The following is a 15,211-nucleotide window of genomic DNA, read 5'->3' as shown; positions in this document are numbered from 1 at the left end:
TTTTTTAAAATAAAATGATAAGATCGAGTAAGAATATGGTATAGTTTGTCGTATGAAACCGAGGTGAACGTATTTTGTTTGAAAGATTTTTGCCGAAATTACGCGTAAACAACGTGTTTGATATCGATCTTCAGAGCTTGTATGATCAAGGCTACCGGGGGATTATCACCGATCTGGACAATACGCTGGTTGGAGCGAAGGCTCCCCTGGCCACGCCGGAGCTCGTGGAGTGGTTTGAAAAAGTAAAGAAAGCCGGGTTTAAACTCGTGATCGTGTCGAACAATAATTTGGACAGGGTGTCGGTGTTTGCGACCCCATTAAATATCGAATATGTACACAAGGCCAGAAAACCGGCCGGCTCCGCTTTCCGCAAAGCCATAGATATGATGGGGCTGCGTCCCGAAGAAACGATCGTGGTCGGCGACCAGCTGATGACCGACATTTTCGGCGGGAACCGGCAGGGCTTGTTTACCGTGCTGGTGCTTCCGATTTCCGTGGCGGACGAAGGGTTTGGAACCCGCATCAACCGCAGGCTGGAACGAATCGTCAAGCATCGGCTCGGGAAGTCGGGATTATGGCTGGAGGAGGAAAAACAGAAATGACTGACAAGCGAAACGAAGGGCTGGAATTCCGTTGCAGCGGCTGCGGGATCCGGCTGCAAAGCGAAGAGCAGAATAAACCGGGATATACCCCGCAACAAGCATTGGAGAGGGAGCCGGTCATCTGCCAACGCTGTTTTCGCATTAAAAATTACAACGAGTCTTCTTCCGTTACTGTGGAGCAGGACGAGTTTTTAAGACTGTTGGGACAAATCGGCGGCAAGGAAGCGCTGGTCATCCATATCGTCGACCTTTTCGATTTTCACGGCAGCGTGATTTCGGGGCTTCAGCGCTTCATCGGGACTAATCCTGTGCTGCTGGCGGTCAACAAGACCGACCTGCTGCCCAAAGTCACCAACTGGAATAAGGTGCGCAACTGGGTACAGAAAGAAGCGAAGGATCTCGGGCTGAAAGTCGAGGATGTGGTACTCTGCAGCGCGAAACAGAACAGCGGGTTTGACCGTTTGCTCGAGGCACTGCAAACTTACCGGGGAGACCGCGACGTCTACGTCGTAGGGGCGACAAACGTCGGCAAATCGACGCTGATCAACCGGCTGATCCGGGATTACAGCGATCTGGAGCAGGAACTGACCGTGTCCAGATATCCCGGGACGACGCTCGATATGGTGCATATTCCGCTTGATGACGGGAAGGCGATCATCGATACGCCGGGAATCATGTACCCATCCCGCTATACCGAATTGGTCAGCCCGCAGGATTTGGGCGTGCTCCTTCCGGACAAGCCGTTGAAACCGGCGGTCTACCAGTTGAATGAAGGGCAAACCCTCTTCTTCGGCGGATTCGGACGTTTCGATTTCATTCAAGGGGAGCGCCAGTCCTTCACCTGCTTTGCGAGCGGCCGGGTGCCGCTGCATCGTACCAAACTGGAGCGGGCGGACGATCTGTTCAAGGATCATGCCGGCGAAATGCTCTCGCCGCCAAACCGCGAAAATCTGGAGAAGCTGCCCGAGTGGACAAGGCACGAATTCCGGATTCCGAAGGGGAGCCGGTCCGATCTGTTTATTTCCGGTCTGGGCTGGATCAAGGTCAATAATGACGCGGGAGCGGTCGTTGCCGTCCATGTGCCCAAAGGCATTAAAGTGTTGGTACGGCCTTCTTTAATCTAAAAGGCCAGCACTTATGGAACGGACCAAAGGGGGTAAGCTATGAATGCCTTGGAACAAAACACGAGTCCCGAGCTTCCTCTGCTGCTCGGCGTGATGGGGGACCCCGTCATCCAATCGAAATCGCCGGTCATGCATCAGGCGGCGCTGCGCGCCTCCGGGCTTGCGGGGACGTACGTTCCGCTGCACGTGGAGGCTCAGTTTCTTGAAGAAGCGATCCTGGGGGTGCGGGCGCTGGGATTTCGCGGCGTCAACGTCACGGTCCCCCACAAAGTCAATTGTATCCCTTTCCTGGATGAGGTGGACGAGGGGGCGCTGGCAATCGGCGCGGTGAATACAATCGTCAATGACGAAGGCCGCCTGAAGGGGTATAACACGGACGGCATCGGTTATATTCGCTCCTTGAAAGAGGAGGCGGTATCGGACTTGTCCGGCAAGAACGTTCTTGTGCTCGGCTCGGGCGGCGCGGCGCGCGGGATCGTCCATGCGCTGCTTGGCGAGAAGCCGGGCCGGGTCACGGTAGCGAATCGGACCGCGGACAAAGCGCGCGGCCTGGCCGCGGAATGGAGCGGGCTGGGCCCGCTGGCGGGCTGCGGAATGAATGAGATCGCCGGGATTCTGCCCGAAATCGATATTCTGATCAATACAACGTCGGTCGGCATGTATCCGCATCCCGGACAAACGCCGATAGACCCGGCGCTTTTGCCCTCCGGTATAGTTGTAAGCGACCTGATCTACAATCCGCTCAAGACGGAACTGCTGATCCGGGCGGAAGAGAAGGACTGCCGGATTCACAACGGTCTCGGCATGTTTGTGTATCAGGGCGGCTATGCCTTTGAATATTGGACCGGCCTTTCGGCGCCAATCGAAGCGATGCGTAACGCGGTTTTAGGAACGCTGGTTTAACGTCATAGCTACAGAAATGCAGAAATGCATAAGCTGCTGCGGCAGCCGTTTTCGAGGGGGATTCTATGAGCAGGAAAGACGTGGAGCGTTTGCTGGCCGATTTGACACGGGAGTTATTGATCACGCGGCAGACCTTTGAAGGTCTGGATGTGGAAGCTTATCTGGAGGAACGGGATGAACCCGGGTTTTCCGAGGCGTGGATGCAGGCGTTTGAGGCCCTTGCGGAAACATCCGTCACGGTTGAGGACCAAGTGCTGCAGTCCTGTAGGGAACAAGCGTTCAAGCAGACGTTCGCCCTAACGGGTGACCCGGAACTGGCCGGTTATGTCAGCGATGATCTGAGACTGATCGGCGCGTATCTCATGCAGGACAGTGTCCGAAATTCCTTTGTGGACCGGTTGCACGAGAGCTATAGGCTGGGGAAACTGCCCTTACGTTAAGAATTGCCGTATTTTTGGCAAACGTTCCCCTTTCCTCGCAAGAGGTGTTGGGATATGATTACCATTATAAATTTAGAGGAGTTATGAACTTACATGCTTAGTGGAAAACAAAAACGCTATTTACGGAGCCTTGCTCATCACCTGCAGCCCATTTTTCAAGTGGGCAAGGGAGGAACCAATGACCAGATTATCCGTCATATCTCCGAGGCTTTGGAGCGTCGGGAACTGATCAAGGTTTCCGTATTGAACAATAATCTGGACGATCCGAAGGAGATTGCCGAAGAACTGGCCGAAGGCGCCGGAGCGGAACTGGTGCAACTGATCGGAAGAACGATCGTTTTATATAAGGAGTCCCAAGAATATAAGCAGATTGAGCTTCCTTAAGCGGTCGGGGGGAGAACAGCGATGAGCAGAGCAGGTATCATGGGGGGCGCTTTCGATCCGGTCCATCTGGGCCATTTGCTGGCGGCGGAAGCCGCGCGGGAGCAGTATGGTCTGGAGGAGGTGTGGTTTATGCCTTCCCATATTCCTCCCCATAAACAGCAGGCCGGGGTAAGCGGGAAACAGCGCCTGGAAATGGTGGAGGCCGCGACCCGCGCTAATCCGGCGTTTAAACCGCTCGATATCGAGCTCCGCCGCGGCGGAGTATCGTATACGGTGGATACGATCCGGGAACTTCGGCGTGAGCATCCGGATCTGGAGCTGTATTTTATTATCGGAGCCGATATGGTAAACTACCTGCCAAAGTGGGAAGGGATCGAAGAGTTGACGGGAATGCTCAAGTTTATCGGCTTGCAGCGTCCCGGGAGCTTTCTGGAGCTGGACGTGCTGCCCGAGCATATACAGAGGGCGGTGCATCTGGCCGATATGCCGCTGGTCGACATTTCGTCCAGCCTCGTACGCAAAAGGATCGCTAGCGGCCAGTCGGTGCGGTACATGGTTCCCGACGAGGTGTATGAATATATCGTAAGGAGCGGATTGTATGGTCTACAGCCGTGAACAACTGATCGGGATCGTCTCGGGGCAAATGCCCGCCAAGCGCTGGAAGCATGTCGAAGGCGTGATGCAAGCGGCGGCGGAATTGGCCAACCGGTACGGCGCGGATCCCGTCAAAGCGGATCTGGCGGCCCTGCTGCACGATTTGGCCAAGTTCTGGCCGGTGGAGCGGCAGGAAGCCGTCATTCGGGAGAACAACCTGAACGCGGAGCTTCTGAAGCACGACAAGCAGCTGCTTCACGCCGAGGTGGCGGCTTTTATTTCGCAAAGGGATTACGGCGTCGACGATCCGGAGGTACTTGATGCGGTCCGCTACCATACCTCCGGCCGTGTAGGCATGACCAAGATGGATAAAATCGTCTGCCTGGCCGATTATATCGAGCCGGGGCGGGATTTTCCGGGAGTGGAGCGCATCCGGGAACTGGCCGAAGTCAATCTGGAAGAGGCGCTTCTGGCCGGATTCGATTCGACGATCTCTTTTTTGCTGGAGAAGAAAAAGACGATATTCCCGTTGACGGTATTGGCCCGGAACGATTTGATCGCCGAGCTTAAGAAGCGAAACCCGGACGTTTGAACATTATATTACCAACAATAACAGGAGGCTGAATGAATGCCGGTATCACCAAAAGAACTGCTTCATATCGCGGTATCCGCCGCGGAAGACAAGAAAGCGATGAACCTGGTGGCTTTGGATCTGAAAGGAATTTCGCTCATTGCGGATTATTTCGTAATCTGCCACGGTAATTCGGATACACAAGTACAGTCGATCGCCACCGAGGTGCGCAAGCGGGCCCAGGAGGCCGGAGCCACAATACGCGGGATCGAGGGTATGAACACCGCCCGCTGGGTTTTAATGGACCTCGGCGATGTCGTCGTCCACGTGTTCCATCGGGATGAACGGGAGTACTATAATATCGAGCGTTTGTGGTCGGACGCTAAAGTTGTGGAGAACGTATGAGTCTGGTCGCGGGAACGATTGTCTCCCTTCCGGTGGACCGGGAGGTCTCGCCTTACGGCTATTTCCTTACCGGCGGAACGCAGGACGTCCTGCTTCATTACTCGGAGCTGACGCGGAAAATTAAGCCGGGCGAAACCGTTGAGGTCTTTCTGTTTTATGACACGGAGGACCGTTTGGCGGCCACGATGAAAAAACCTTTCCTGACCCTGGGTGAGCTGGCGCTGCTCGAAGTGGCCGACGTGCATCCGCGGTTGGGGTGCTTTCTGGAAATGGGTCTCGGCCGGCAGCTGCTGCTTCCGATCCGCGAGCTTCCCGAGCTCAGGGAACTCCACCCGCAGGTTGGGGACCGGGTCTATGTCATCATGGAGCACGACAAGCAGGGGCGTCTCAAGGCCAAGCTGGCCGGTGAACAGGAACTCGCACCGCTGACGTTCCACGCTCCCACCTCTTGGAATAATCAATGGATGGAAGCTATCGTGTACAAGCCGCTGCAAATGGGGACGTTCGTCATTGTCGATGGCGGCGTACTCGGGTTCGGCGCGATCGGCATGATCCATTCCTCCGAACGCAATCGCCTGCTTCGATTGGGCGAGCGGGTCAGAGTCCGTGTAGCGCACGTCCGGGAGGACGGACGGGTCAACCTGTCCATGGCGCCGCGCAAGGAGATCGGCCGGGACGAGGATTCGGAGCGCATCCTGGCCTATCTGGAAAGCCGGCCCGGCGGGAGTATGCCTTATTCCGACGCGACGGCGCCGGACTTGATCAAGCAGAGGTTCGGCATCAGCAAGTCGGCGTTTAAACGGGCGCTCGGCAAGCTGATGAAAGAAGGCAAAATCACGCAAGAAGAGAACTGGACCTATCTGACCTCGGTCTTGAAGAACAAGCCGGACAAACCCGAATAACCAAACCCTTGGCTAGGCGCAGCGAGAGGGTGGCGGGAACAGAAAGGAAGAGTGCGGAAACCCAATGGTAGCCTACCGGAAATTTGCTTATGTTTACGATGAACTGATGGAGGACATGCCTTACCCGGATTGGATCCGGTTTGCGCGCCAGGCGTGGGAGCGTCTCGGCATGCCGAAAACGGTCGTGGATCTCGGCTGCGGAACGGGCAGCATTACGATCCCCCTGGTCAATGCGGGATTTGAGGTGACCGGCATCGACCTTTCCGCCGATATGCTGTCCGTGGCCCGCCGAAAAATGGAGGGCACCTCGCAAGGCGTACGTTTGTTTCGCGACGGCAGTATCCGCTGGGTCCAGCAGGACATGACCGAATGGGAGCTCCCCGAGCCGGTCGATTCGGTCCTCTCTTTTTGCGATTGCCTGAACTATCTGCTGGAAGAGGAGGATATCGTCCGTACTTTCCGGCGGACCTATGAGGGGCTTAAACAGGGCGGCACGTTTCTGTTTGACGTGCACCATCCGAACACCTTGCGGCGGTACGAGGAAGAACAGCCGTTTATCTGGGACGAATCCTCCGTGGCCTATATCTGGACCTGCGAACGGGATGCGGCACGGGAAGAAATAGAACATCATCTGACGATTTTTGCCCGTGAAGAAGAGAACGGCCCGGGCCTGTACCGGCGCTTTGAAGAGCACCATGTCCAGCGTGCTTACGACCCGGCGTGGATGAAGAGCGAGCTGCTCCGCTGCGGCTTCCGCGACGTTGCTTGCTACGCCGACTTCGAGTGGGTGGAAGCTGGCGAGGATGCGACCAGGTTGTTTTTCGTCGCTGTGAAATAGTGCGTAACAATAGCAAGATGGGCTCCGCTATGCGGGGTCTTTTTTTGCATGACTGTGAAATTCCGTTCTTCGCGCGGGCGTCATTCCTTGCTATAATCAATAGATGGAAAATACTATGCCGTTCATATTTGGAAAAGAGGGATTCGTGTTGAAAAAGAATTGCGTCATTTTGTTTCAGGGCGATTCGATCACTGACGGAAATCGGGACCGGGGGAGCGATCTGAACCATATTTTGGGACACAGCTACGCGTATATGCTTGCCGGTGAACTCGGCCAAATGCATGCGGAGCGGAATCCGTTGTTCATCAACCGCGGGATCAGCGGCAACCGCGTATCCGATTTGTATGCGCGCTGGAATGAAGATGCGATCAGTCTGAAGCCGGATGTCATCAGCATTTTGATCGGGGTCAACGACGCCTGGAGAATTGTATCGGGAGAACCCAGCGGGGCGACGGACCGTTTTGAAAGGGCTTACCTCCACTTGTTGACCGAGACCCGCGAGGTGATGCCCGAAGTCAAGCTCGTGCTGTGCGAGCCGTTTATCCTGAAGACCGGAGCCACCGCCGCACAGTGGGAACAATGGACCGAATTGATATCCGGGTACCGGAAGACGCTGCGTGAATTGGCCGAGCGATTCGGCGCGGTTTACGTCCCGCTCCAGGACGCCTTTGACGCGGCCGAACAGCGGAGAGAGGCGGCTTACTGGCTTTGGGACGGAGTGCACCCGACGGTCGCCGGCCATTACCTCATTGCCAAGCGTTGGCTGGAGGTCGTAGGCGCAAGCGGAATCCTGGACTGATCCGGGAACAAACGTGTTTGAAAGTTTTGCGGCGGGGGTAAATCCCTTTATAGCTTCCTACAGGCTGGTGTTCGGGTATTTCGGGCATCGGCTTGTTTCTTGTCCCGGCGTACAAAAATATCAAATATAAAAATTAAATAGTTATTATGATTAGTTTTCAGTATAATTGAGCATAGATTAGTCTGCATAATTCTAGAGAGGATTAACCGCATAATGAATGAAGCAAAAATGAAGGAAGCAAAAACGAAGCCAGCGAATACAGCAAATACAACAAATGCAAATGCGGCAAATGCGAAACCCGGCCGCCGCTCCAAGTCGTCCCCGCCGCCCGTGCGGATTTTCTCCCTTGGCGGTATAGGCGAAATCGGCAAGAACATGTACGGGATCGAATACAAGAATGAGATCGTGATCGTGGACGCCGGATTGAAGTTTCCGGATTCCCGTTTGTCCGGCATCGATTACATCATCCCCGATATCAGTTACCTTACGCAAAATCAGCATAAAATCAAAGGATTGTTCCTGACCCACGGCCATGAGGATCACATCGGCGCCCTGCCGTTCGTCCTTCGCCAGTTGTCGGTTCCCGTTTACGGAGGCCCGCTGACGATCGGTCTGGTGCGTGCCAAGCTGGAGGAATACCGGATGCTGGGCGAAGTGAAGCTGCATGTGTTCGATGAGAACGACCGGTTCGATTATCAGCAGCTGTCGGTGCATTTTTTTCGGACGACTCACAGTATACCGGATGCGTTCGGCATCGTGATCGATACGCCTTACGGGGCGGTTGTGCATACGGGGGATTTTAAATTCGACTTTACGCCGGAGGACAAGCCGGCGAATTTGTTCAAGATGGCGAGCGTCGGAGGGGAAGGTGTGCTGGCCCTTTTGGCGGATAGTACGAACAGTGAAAAAGAAGGATTCACTCCCTCGGAACGGCGGGTGGGCGGCGCTATTTTGGAAGCGTTTCGGCAGTGCGACGGAAGAATTCTGTTCGCGACGTTCGCGTCGAACGTACACCGGCTGCAGCAGGTGGTGGATGCGGCGATGGCCTGCAACCGGAAGATCGTCGTGATCGGCCGCAGCATGGAGAAGGTGTTTGCGATCGGCCAGGACCTGGGCTATATCCGGGTTCCGGAGGGCATGCTGATCGATGTGAAGCATATCGACCGGTATGAGGACCGGCAGATCCTTATCGTCTGCACGGGCAGCCAGGGCGAGCCGAACGCGGCGCTCAGCCGGATCGCTTCGGGGGCGCACCGCTCCGTGCAAATCTATCCGGGGGATACGGTCATTTTCTCCTCCTCTCCGATTCCGGGCAACGGCCAAAATGTGAACCGGAGCATCGATATGCTGATGCGCGCAGGCGCTCATGTCATCTATGGATCCATTTTCGATATCCATACGTCGGGACACGGCTGCCGCGAGGATCTTAAACTGATGCTGAGCTTCATCCGGCCGAAATATTTTATTCCGATTCACGGGGAATACCGTATGCTGCTCAGTCACAAGAACCTGGCGCTGCAAACGGGGCTGACGGAGGACCGGATATTCGTCATGAATATCGGCGACACGTTGTCGGTCTACCGGAACCGCGCGAAACGGGGGAGAACGATTCCCGCGGGCGAGGTCTTTATCAGCAACGGCGAGATGCGCCTTAATGAAGATGAGTTGGTTGAAGAACGTATGGAACTGGCCCAGGAAGGCATCGTCGTGGTCGTCATGACCGTGGACAGCCGGACGGGCAAGATTTTATCCGGTCCGGACATCGTGACCCGGGGATTTGTATACATGCAGGACGCCCGGCCGCTGCTGCGGCGTGCGGAAGCCGCTTTACGGCGCAGCTTGAACCGTATGGGGGAGAAGGAGACGTACAGCCAAAAACTTTGGCTGCGCACGACCCAACAGGTGATGCGGAGATATTTTCAAAGGGAAGTCGGCAGAACGCCGCATATCATGCCTTCCGTACTTGAGGTTTAGCGATAATAAAGGATTAAGGACCCTTATGGAGTAGGGTCCTTTTTCTGTTGCCGTCGTTTTATTTTTTTAGGGAAAGCGTAAGTTCCGCATCTTGCAGATAGACTTTTTTCGAAGCCCCGTTTTCGTCTTTTTCCAAGCTATACGGCTTCACGACAATAGAGCTGGGAGTGGCCGCGAAGGAAGGATACGTCATATCGAAGTAGCGTTGATTTTTGACGACGCCATCCCATGTTTGCAGCAAAGGGGTTAGTACATTTCCCTTATTGTCCGCGATATCGAATCTCAAGTTCTTTAAATCCTTGATCTGCTTATGAGAGCCTTGCGCAGCCAATTCCAACCGGCTCGAATAAGGGGTTAGCTCTACGCGCTTTACGGTATAACTTAAATTCCCGGCCTTCTTCACAACAGCTTTATTCAAAACCGTACTTTGCTCAGCTTGTTTTTTAACCTGCACTTTAAAGGTGAAAGGATCATCTACGCCCGATACGTAAGCTTTAACCGTAAGTTCGAATTGTTTGGGGAAAAATACGGTTCGCGGACCTTTATCGGACTGGTCGTTGAAGGAGATCACCATACTGTTACCGTCATTTATCGAGGATCTTCCGTAAGACTTCAGATCCTGTTTTTTGCCGTTGATATAAATCTCGTGATATAGCAGAACCCCTTTTTTCTCGACATTGGTCACGTCATCCAGCGTTGTTTCAAGATTGTCGCCTTCTCTTTGCAAAGCGAACGAAACTCTGGCTCCGTCATAGAGATAATCGGTCAATTTCAAGGTGACGCCATCCTTCGTCACTTTTTGATTTTGAACTTTCGTCGTACCCTGTTTGGCCGCTTTTAGGAGACCAGGATCATTTTTTACCCCTTCAAAAAGACTTTGGGTAGAAGCGGTTTCTTGATTCGCAGCTTTCGCCGTAACCGTACTGGATAGGGCCGTTTCGCTTGCGGTTAAAACCGAAACGGCAAGCAAGGCAACGGCGATTTTACTGTCAATTAGTTTGCTGATCATTATGTTCAACTCCTCGCAAGTTAGTTATTATTCAGCGGAATCGTCATTTCCAAATCTTCGTGATAGATTTTTTCTTTTTCTCCAGCAACCATCCAGTCCGATTTATTGACCGTATAGGTATAAGGTTTGATCGTAATGGATTTTGGTGTCGTTTTGAACGGGCTGTACAGCTCTTCGTCATGATATTGAGCTTTTGGCGCTTCTTGATAGGACGGGATCAGAATCTGCTCGATCGAGTTTCCGTTATCATCGACAATATCAAAATACATTTTGCTGGCCGCAAACTCGCCGGTTTGTTTCTCAGTCACAGGGACTGTGCCTTTGCTGTCAATCACCACTTTGGTGGAGCCTGGAGTAAGTTGAACCTGTTTCACCGTATAACTGAAATCGCCTTTGCTCATGGTTTTTTCCGGATGGACGGAAAGAGTCGGCTGAACTTTGGTGATCGGGATTTTCAGTTCGAAAGGTTCATTCACCTGGGTGACTTTGGCTACCAGCGTCAATTCAAATTGATCCGGAAGATTCGCCTCTTCCAGGCCTTTTCTTACGTTGAAAATAAAGGCGTCTTGTTGACCGGGAACTTCCCCGCTATCGATGGACAACCCTTTCACGGGTTTGCCGTCAACGATGGCTTCCATCGTGGAACGCCAGTCAATATAACCTTTTACTTTCTCGCTTTGATCGATGGTTTGCCAAGGCATCATGACATCTTTCAGATCCACTCCCTCGCGGGTGATCGATACGCTTAAACGATTTCCATCGTAATAAGCTTCCGACACTTTCAGAGTGATGCCATCGTGCGTCACACTTGCATTCGGAGAAGACAGAAGCCCTTTTTCAGCGGCTACCCGAAGGCTTGGGTCCTCGTTTTTAAATATGCTGCCGATCACAGGCAAGTTTTCCAAAGTGGCCGCCATGGCCGGAGAAACGAAACCCGAGCCGATCACGGCTCCTCCCAACACAAGCGTTGCTGCGGCGGTAAGCCCAAGTCTTTTTACCATTTTCATATGAATAACGACTCCTTTTTGCTGATTTGAGTTGCTCATCTCTTGTTCCATAATCATTTGATAGGTTTTATCCATTCTTTGACGCGTACTTTGGGGCAGTTGATTAGGCTGCTGTGAACGCAGTTTCGACATTTCTTCAGTAAAATGTTCCATAGTTTATTTTTCCCTCCTTCTGATCTTGTTGATCGCTATAAGACTGCATCAGTTTTTGCCGGGCACGAAAAAGCCGTGTTTTTACGGCAGCCGGTGTCAATTGCAAAATGTTGGCTACCTGATTGATATTCATATCCTGGTAGTAATGAAGGACAATTACAATCTTCAGATTCTCTTCGAGACGATCCACTGCATCCCGTAAGTCCACTGCGGAGTATTCATTGCGCTGCAAACCGCCGAATTGCGCCGTATCGCCGATGGCTACGGTTTTTTTGTTCTTTTCCAGGATTCTCAGACATTCATTGATTAAAATTCGAAAGATCCATGTCTTGAAATAAGAAGGCTCCCGCAAAGCGTGGATGGATTTAAAAGCTTTTAAGATGGCCTCCTGCATGGCGTCATCACAATCTTCCGGTCTTTTGACGATGGCCCAGGCAGTTTGATAGAGCTGCAGTTCCGTCCGTTTCATCAACTCAACAAAGGCATTACGATCTCCGGCTATGGCTAACCGTATGTTTTCCTCACTAAACTCCAAAGGGTTTCACCTCTCTTCTCTTTTAAATCGACTATTAGATCGGCCAACGGCCGGGAAGGTTACATACAAATTTTTTACCGTTATTTCAGAAAACCTTATTTCTAGGGAAAGCGCAAGTTTCGGGATGTCCGGCTTCTTGTTGCATGCCGGTTTCAGAAGGATTTTTTCGTCCCGGTGTTACTAAAAACATAGTCCGGAAGAGAGAATCATGAGATAATAGAAGAAGCAGCCAATGGACAGATTTGGAACATACCCGACGTAACGGCTCGATCGACTGAGAGAAGGTGAAACGAGAAAATGCAAGCTTCCCATTTAACTGAACAACGATCTCCCGAGGTGGTTACTTTTGGCGAAAGTATGGCTCTGTTAATCGCCGAAGGGGGGAAAGGACTGGAGTACACGAATGCCTTGACACCATCGTTTGGAGGGGCTGAATCCAATGTCGCGATCGGATTGGCTCGTCTCGGCCATGCCTCCGGCTGGTGCGGACGGCTTGGCGACGACCCGTTTGGGCACCGCGTGATCAAGGCGATTCGGGGCGAAGGGGTGGACGTCTCCCGCGCGCAGCTTACCGCTGAGGCGACGACCGGGTTGATGATCCGGGAGAATGTCGCGGGGAAGAGTTCGGTCCATTATTACCGCAAGCTGTCCGCCGCCAGCCGGATGCGGCCGGAACATCTGGACGAGGCTTATATTGCCGGCGCCCAGATCCTCCACGTCACCGGCATTACCCCGGCGCTGAGCGATTCCTGCGCGGAAACGGTGGCCGCCGCCATGGATCTGGCCAAGCGCCACGGCGTGAAAGTCAGCTTCGATCCGAATTTGCGGCTGAAGCTATGGGACCTTGAAGCGGCGCGAAAGGTGCTTTTGCCGCTTGCTATGAAAGCGGATTATTTTTTGCCGGGGCTGGATGAATTGAAGCTAATGTACGAGACCGAATCCCTGGAAGACATTCTTTCCCGGCTTCGCGAGCTTCCCGGTGTAAGCGTTATTAAGGGCGGCATGGATGAAACCTATCTGTACGAGCACGGCAAACTGACCCCGGTTCCTTATTATAAAGTCGATCATGTGATCGATACGGTGGGTGCCGGGGACGGCTTCTGCGCAGGCTTTCTTTCCGGTCTGCTGCGGGGGTATACCTTGGAAGAAGCGGTCCGGCTCGGCAACCTGATCGGCTCCCAGGTGATTCAGGCCGTCGGTGATTGGGAAGGGCTGCCGAGCGCCGCGGAAATCGAGCGGCTGTTGAGCGGAGCAGGGCATGTGGAGCGGTAACCCGCTCCGCTAAGATAGTAGTTCAGACGAGAAGAAACCCGCCAGGAGATATGCTCCGTGGCGGGTTTCTTCGTTTGCCGGATCGCGGCGGCAGGCTTATCTGGCCATCCATCCGCCGTCGACGCAGAGGATGTGGCCGTTTAAATAGTCGGAGGCGGAGGAGGCGAGGAAGACGGCGGGGCCCTTCAGGTCCTCCGCGGTCCCCCAGCGTCCGGCCGGAATCCGCTCCGTAATGGAGGCGGTTCTCTGCTCATCGGCCCGGATCGGCGCCGTGTTGTCCGTCGCCATGTAGCCCGGGGCGATGGCGTTGATCTGAACGCCGCTTTGCGCCCACTCGTTCGCGAAGGCCTTGGTCAGGCCGGCAACCCCGTGCTTGGAGGCGGTGTAGCCGGGGACATTGATCCCGCCCTGGAAGGAAAGCATCGAGCAAATGTTGATGATTTTGCCGCTGCCTCTCTCAAGCATCGGTCTGGCGGCGATTTGCGATAGCAGGAACACCGTATTCAGGTTGATGTCGATAACATCAAACCAGTCTTTCTGGCTGTGGTCCTTGGCCGGCGTGCGGCGGATAATGCCCGCGTTGTTGACAAGGATATCGATCTGACCGGTCAGCTTGAGCGATTCGTCGAAAATCGCTTGAAGCCTGTTATGCTGACTAAGGTCCGCTTCAATGGCGGAGGCTTTCCGGCCCAAAGCTTTAACGCGCTCCGCGGTTTCCTCACTCGAGGCGTAGGAGACGCAGACGATGTCGGCTCCCGCTTCCGCCAAGCCTAGGGCGATGCCTTGTCCAAGGCCGCCTGATGCCCCGGTTACCAGGGCGGTTTTTCCTGTAAGATCGAATAAACTATGCATAGGACGAACACTCCTTAACTAAATTGGATGATATAAAAATCACTCGATAGGAATTCCGGCCTCGGCAAAAGCCCTCGCCATCTCCTTATCCAGATCGTTGTCCGTAATGATCCGGGTAAGTTCTTGCAGGGACGCAAACGTCCGAAGCGCGGTCTGTCCGAATTTATGGTGGTTGACGACGGCGATCACTTCATGGGCCGTATCGATCAAGGCTCTTTTGAACTCGATAAAGTCCCCGGTGTAGATGGACAATCCATGCTCGGGATGAATGCCGGTCGTGGAAATGAACGCCTTGCGGATATTCAGCTTTTGGATATAGGCTGTGGCCTCGGGACCGGCAAGCATATTGCGGACCCGGTAACCGCCCGGTACGACGAGACGGATCTGATCCTTTACAGCCAGCTCGCTGATGATGTACACATCGTTGGTAACCACGGTGAGCGGCTGATTGTCCAGGCGGCGGGCGATTTCCAGCGTCGTGCTGCCGCCGTCCAGGGCGATGATGTCGTTCGCTTGAATGTGAAGCAGGGCTTTGCGGGCGATCTCGCCTTTCTCCTCGGCATGTTTCACCACGGGCTCCTTGGCGGGAAGAATGCCGAACTGGTCTCCCTGGGCCAGGACGGCTCCTCCATGGACCCGCACGATAAGTCCCTGCTCCTCAAGACGGGTCAGATCCTCGCGGATCGTTTTGCCCGTTACTCCCAGCTTGTCGCTCAGCTCCGCCACGGTCACCTCTTTGTTCGTCAGCAGAACCTCCATAATTTTTTCGTATCGTCGTATCGAGCTCATTGGGGCGTCAACTCTTCCGTTAGAAATTGATTTGTTAAAAAGTCCGAATTGGCTTAAC

General features: G+C 53.8%; 18 protein-coding genes. 13 read left to right on the top strand and 5 right to left on the bottom strand.

The window, feature by feature from the left end; translation table 11 throughout:
- Positions 1–74: 74 nt before the first annotated feature.
- From V4U84_RS13705 to rnjA, 12 genes are all read left to right on the top strand, one after another.
- A complete protein-coding gene (locus V4U84_RS13705; protein WP_334075285.1) occupies positions 75–602 on the top strand; it encodes a YqeG family HAD IIIA-type phosphatase in 528 nt (175 codons plus the stop codon).
- Positions 599–1,726 (top strand): ribosome biogenesis GTPase YqeH, encoded by a 1,128-nt coding sequence (gene yqeH / locus V4U84_RS13700; protein ID WP_334077323.1) that lies wholly within the window; start codon positions 599–601, stop codon positions 1,724–1,726. The genes V4U84_RS13705 and yqeH overlap by 4 nt, the downstream gene beginning before the upstream one ends.
- 39 nt (positions 1,727–1,765) lie before the next feature.
- Positions 1,766–2,629, top strand: coding sequence for a shikimate dehydrogenase (locus V4U84_RS13695; protein ID WP_334077322.1), 864 nt, complete (start codon positions 1,766–1,768; stop codon positions 2,627–2,629).
- A 65-nt stretch (positions 2,630–2,694) separates the two neighbouring features.
- A complete protein-coding gene (locus tag V4U84_RS13690) occupies positions 2,695–3,069 on the top strand; it encodes a hypothetical protein (RefSeq protein WP_334077321.1) in 375 nt (124 codons plus the stop codon).
- Between the two features lie 93 nt (positions 3,070–3,162).
- A complete protein-coding gene (gene yhbY / locus V4U84_RS13685) occupies positions 3,163–3,453 on the top strand; it encodes a ribosome assembly RNA-binding protein YhbY (RefSeq protein WP_334075289.1) in 291 nt (96 codons plus the stop codon).
- Positions 3,454–3,474: 21 nt separating this feature from the next.
- On the top strand, positions 3,475–4,068 hold the full coding sequence (nadD, locus tag V4U84_RS13680) for a nicotinate-nucleotide adenylyltransferase (protein WP_334075290.1): 594 nt from the start codon (positions 3,475–3,477) through the stop codon (positions 4,066–4,068).
- The gene (gene yqeK, locus V4U84_RS13675; protein ID WP_334077320.1) at positions 4,052–4,639 is read left to right on the top strand and encodes a bis(5'-nucleosyl)-tetraphosphatase (symmetrical) YqeK; all 588 of its coding nucleotides are present in this window, start codon (positions 4,052–4,054) and stop codon (positions 4,637–4,639) included. Before nadD ends, yqeK begins: the two co-directional genes overlap by 17 nt.
- A gap of 36 nt (positions 4,640–4,675) precedes the next feature.
- Entirely contained in the window at positions 4,676–5,023 is a 348-nt protein-coding gene (gene rsfS / locus V4U84_RS13670; protein WP_334075292.1) for a ribosome silencing factor, read from the top strand.
- Positions 5,020–5,925 (top strand): CvfB family protein, encoded by a 906-nt coding sequence (locus V4U84_RS13665; RefSeq protein WP_334077319.1) that lies wholly within the window; start codon positions 5,020–5,022, stop codon positions 5,923–5,925. The genes rsfS and V4U84_RS13665 overlap by 4 nt, the downstream gene beginning before the upstream one ends.
- Positions 5,926–5,989: 64 nt before the next feature.
- The gene (locus tag V4U84_RS13660) at positions 5,990–6,763 is read left to right on the top strand and encodes a class I SAM-dependent DNA methyltransferase (RefSeq protein ID WP_334077318.1); all 774 of its coding nucleotides are present in this window, start codon (positions 5,990–5,992) and stop codon (positions 6,761–6,763) included.
- A 115-nt stretch (positions 6,764–6,878) separates the two neighbouring features.
- Positions 6,879–7,562, top strand: a complete 684-nt coding sequence (locus tag V4U84_RS13655) for an SGNH/GDSL hydrolase family protein (RefSeq protein ID WP_334077317.1) — start codon at positions 6,879–6,881, stop codon at positions 7,560–7,562.
- Between the two features lie 213 nt (positions 7,563–7,775).
- Entirely contained in the window at positions 7,776–9,536 is a 1,761-nt protein-coding gene (rnjA, locus tag V4U84_RS13650; protein WP_334077316.1) for a ribonuclease J1, read from the top strand.
- A gap of 58 nt (positions 9,537–9,594) precedes the next feature.
- On the opposite strand, the gene V4U84_RS13645 is transcribed toward rnjA, so the two are convergent.
- The 3 genes from V4U84_RS13645 to V4U84_RS13635 are packed head-to-tail and all read right to left on the bottom strand — an operon-like array spanning position 9,595 to position 12,240.
- Positions 9,595–10,545: a DUF4179 domain-containing protein gene (locus V4U84_RS13645; protein WP_334077315.1), complete on the bottom strand. Its 951-nt coding sequence runs from the start codon at positions 10,543–10,545 to the stop codon at positions 9,595–9,597.
- A gap of 20 nt (positions 10,546–10,565) precedes the next feature.
- On the bottom strand, positions 10,566–11,705 hold the full coding sequence (locus V4U84_RS13640; RefSeq protein WP_334075298.1) for a DUF4179 domain-containing protein: 1,140 nt from the start codon (positions 11,703–11,705) through the stop codon (positions 10,566–10,568).
- On the bottom strand, positions 11,689–12,240 hold the full coding sequence (locus tag V4U84_RS13635) for a sigma-70 family RNA polymerase sigma factor (RefSeq protein ID WP_334075299.1): 552 nt from the start codon (positions 12,238–12,240) through the stop codon (positions 11,689–11,691). The genes V4U84_RS13640 and V4U84_RS13635 overlap by 17 nt, the downstream gene beginning before the upstream one ends.
- 297 nt (positions 12,241–12,537) lie before the next feature.
- Here V4U84_RS13635 and V4U84_RS13630 point away from each other — a divergent pair, with 297 nt between their 5' ends.
- The gene (locus tag V4U84_RS13630; protein ID WP_334075300.1) at positions 12,538–13,512 is read left to right on the top strand and encodes a sugar kinase; all 975 of its coding nucleotides are present in this window, start codon (positions 12,538–12,540) and stop codon (positions 13,510–13,512) included.
- Between the two features lie 96 nt (positions 13,513–13,608).
- On the opposite strand, the gene kduD is transcribed toward V4U84_RS13630, so the two are convergent.
- Together kduD and V4U84_RS13620 are read right to left on the bottom strand one after the other, a co-directional pair.
- Entirely contained in the window at positions 13,609–14,364 is a 756-nt protein-coding gene (kduD, locus tag V4U84_RS13625) for a 2-dehydro-3-deoxy-D-gluconate 5-dehydrogenase KduD (RefSeq protein WP_334077314.1), read from the bottom strand.
- A gap of 39 nt (positions 14,365–14,403) precedes the next feature.
- Entirely contained in the window at positions 14,404–15,153 is a 750-nt protein-coding gene (locus V4U84_RS13620) for a DeoR/GlpR family DNA-binding transcription regulator (RefSeq protein WP_334075302.1), read from the bottom strand.
- Positions 15,154–15,211 lie beyond the last annotated feature (58 nt).

Source organism: Paenibacillus sanfengchensis, assembly GCF_036864765.1.
Taxonomy (GTDB): domain Bacteria; phylum Bacillota; class Bacilli; order Paenibacillales; family Paenibacillaceae; genus Fontibacillus; species Fontibacillus sanfengchensis.
Note: the sequence above shows the minus strand (reverse complement) of the source record. Positions and strands in the feature narration are given on the sequence as shown.